The sequence below is a fragment of the Mitsuaria sp. TWR114 genome, assembly GCF_007997345.1.
The window spans coordinates 1-2,812 of record NZ_VOSR01000459.1 but is presented as its reverse complement, the minus strand read 5'-3'; the positions used below and the strand labels follow the sequence as shown (position 1 = coordinate 2,812).

Here is a 2,812-nt window from a genome sequence, read left to right as displayed (position 1 = left end):
CGCTGGCGCAGGCCGCGGCGAACTACGAGACCGTGCCCGGCGCCGCCGGCTCCGGCCAGGTGAAGGTGGGCGACAAGGTCATCGAGGCGCCGAGCGCCACGCTGACCGCGGGCGGCCACAAGTTCGACGAGGACAGCACCAAGAAGATCGCCGCGTTCAAGAAGGAACTGGGCGAGGCGATGAAGGCGGCCGGTTATCCGTCCAAGGCCGATCCGGCCAAGATCAACACGCCGCTGGTGGTCGCGATCCTGAGCGTGCTGGTGCTGTACGTGACCATGGTCTACGGCCCGATCGCCGCGATGCTGGTCGAGCTGTTCCCGACCCGGATCCGCTACACCTCGATGAGCCTGCCGTACCACATCGGCAACGGCTGGTTCGGCGGCCTGCTGCCGTCGATCAGCTTCGCGATGGTGGCCCAGAACGGCAACATCTATCACGGCCTCTGGTACCCGATCGGCATCGCCGCGCTCACCCTGGTGGTCGGCCTGCTGTTCGTGCGCGAAACCAAGGACGTGGACATCTACGCCCGCGACTGAACGCGCGGCACGGACGAGGGACGCGGCGCGCGGCGCCCGTTCCCTCGAGGACCAGGGCGGCCTTCGGGCCGCCCTTTTTCATGGCGCCGGCCGCCGGTCCGGTCGCCCCTGCGATGGCCTTTGCGATCGCCTTTGCGATGGCGCGCATCGGCGCGGCCGAAGCGGCGCTCAGCCTGATGTCAGGCTGGCTTTCCACAATGGCCGCCAACCCGGTCGACCGTCGTGACCGGCAACCTCAAGAAGGAAACTCGCAGCCATGTGGAAACTCGTCCTTGGATTCATCGTCTTCGCCGCGGTGGCCCTGTTCGTGCTGATGAAGAGCGGCGGCAACATCGACCTGACGGGCGAGAAGCACGATGTGACCGGCGGCCACGTCGATCAGGCGGCGAGCGACGCGGCCTCGGCCGCGATCGCGGCGGCGTCCGCCGCGCTGCCCACCCAGGCGGCTTCGGCGGCCGCGTCGGGCGCTTCGCAGTAAACGTAGGCGGCGTCGGCGACGTCCACGACGTCCACGAACGGAGGACGGATCAGGCGATCCGTTCCTCGCCGGTGGCGCGCAGCGGCGCGTCGACCGGCAGGCGCATCACCATGCGCGTGCCTTCCTCGGGCTGCGAGATCACCTCGATCTGCCCGCCCAGCACATTCGTCACGATGTTGTGGACGATGTGCATGCCCAGGCCCGAGCCGCCCTTGCCGAGCTTGGTCGTGAAGAACGGATCGAAGATGCGCCGCACGACCGAGGCGTCCATGCCGCGTCCGTCGTCGCTGACGCTGAGCTCCACCTGACCGTCGTCGAGCCGGTGGCAGCTGACGGTCACCTGGCCGCGCTCGCGGCCCTCGAAGGCATGCACCAGCGCGTTCATCAGCAGGTTGGTCAGCACCTGGCCGAGCGCGCCGGGATAGCTGTTCATGCGCAGGTCCTCCCGCAGCTCGGTGACGATGCGGAACGGCGTGTGCTTGAAGCTGGGCTCGACCATCACCAGCACGTCCTCGACCACCTGGCTCAGCTCGAAGTCGCGGCGCGTGTCGCTGGTCTGGTCGATGGCGACCTGCTTGAAGTCGCGCACCAGGTCGGCGGCCTTCTGCACGTTGCGGTGCAGGATGTCCTGGCCGCGGCGCGTGTCCTTGACGAGTTCCTCGAGCTGGCTGCGGCGCATCGGCGTGTTGTCGGCCAGCATGCGGTCGAGCTTGTTCCAGCGGTCCTCCAGCGCGGAGACCACGGTCAGCGCGTTGCCCAGCGGCGTGTTCAGCTCATGCGCGACGCCGGCCACCAGGCGGCCCAGCGAAGCGAGCTTCTCCGACTCCACCAGCTCGCGCTGCGCAGTCTTGAGGTTGGCCAGCGCCTGCGTCAGCTCGGCGTTGGCCTCGGTCAGCTGCGCGGTGCGCTGCGCCACCTGGTCCTCGAGCGTGCTGGCATGGCCGCGCAGGTCGTCGAAGGCCTTGAGCAGCGCCAGCCGCATGCGCTCCATCGCCTTGCCGACGCGCGCGATCTCGTCCTCGCCGCCGAGCTCCAGCGGCTTGTCGAGCTGGCCGGAGGCCAGTTCGTCGGCCGCGCCGGACAGGCGATCGATCGGGCGCAGCACGCGGCGCTGCATGACGACCAGGATCAGCGCCAGCGACACCGTCAGCGTCAGCAGGCTGCGCCACAGCGCGTTCCACAGGTCGGCGCGCTTGCGCGCCATCAGCGGCTCGGCGCTCATGACGACGGTGAGCTTGGCGATCTCGCGGCCGTCGCGCATCACCGTGCGGGTCTCGCTGAGCGTCATCGCGTCGTCGGGCGAGCCGCGGTGGAACTCGACGAAGGCCTGCTGGGCGGAGTTCTCGGTCACGACGACCGAGACGAAGCGCGGGTCCTCCACTTGCGCCTTGACCATGGGTTCGGCCAGGTCGGGCGAGACCTGCCAGATCGGCTCGGCCAGCGACAGCGCCAGCACCTCCGACACGCGCGACAGGTCGCGCTGCAGGTCCTCCATCACGACGCGGCGGCTGAGCTGCTGCTCGTACAGCAGCACGCCGCCGGTCGGCAGGGCCAGGCCCACCAGCAGCGCCAGGATCACGGCGCTGCGCAACGAAGTCTTCATCAGGGCCACGTCCGTCCCTCTGTCCCACCCTTGTGACGGCCGATGATACGCACCGGGGAAGGCGGCCTCATGCGGCGAAACGCTCATCCGCGGCCAGCACGGTGACCCGGTTGCGGCCCTGCGCGCGGGATGAGCGCAGCGCCTGGTCGGCGCGGCCGAGGAAGTCGCGCGCCGTCTCGCCGTCGCCCAGCTGCG

3 protein-coding genes are annotated in these 2,812 nt (G+C 69.5%); 2 read left to right on the top strand and 1 reads right to left on the bottom strand.

Going from position 1 to position 2,812, the window contains the following annotated elements; genetic code table 11:
- The coding region (locus tag FUT87_RS16605; protein ID WP_147241730.1) for an MFS transporter at positions 1-536 on the top strand (536 nt) is incomplete at its 5' end.
- A 256-nt stretch (positions 537-792) separates the two neighbouring features.
- A complete protein-coding gene (locus tag FUT87_RS16600; protein ID WP_147241729.1) occupies positions 793-1,014 on the top strand; it encodes a hypothetical protein in 222 nt (73 codons plus the stop codon).
- A gap of 49 nt (positions 1,015-1,063) precedes the next feature.
- Here FUT87_RS16600 and FUT87_RS16595 read toward each other — a convergent pair whose 3' ends face one another.
- Positions 1,064-2,617, bottom strand: a complete 1,554-nt coding sequence (locus FUT87_RS16595) for an ATP-binding protein (protein ID WP_147241728.1) — start codon at positions 2,615-2,617, stop codon at positions 1,064-1,066.
- Positions 2,618-2,812: the final 195 nt, after the last annotated feature.

What these genes read in the sequence shown, in the direction of transcription:
- FUT87_RS16595 (WP_147241728.1), bottom strand. Translation starts at nt 2,617, where the DNA reads ATGAAGACTTCGTTGCGCAGCGCCGTGATCCTGGCGCTGCTGGTGGGC.
- FUT87_RS16600 (WP_147241729.1), top strand. Translation starts at nt 793, where the DNA reads ATGTGGAAACTCGTCCTTGGATTCATCGTCTTCGCCGCGGTGGCCCTG.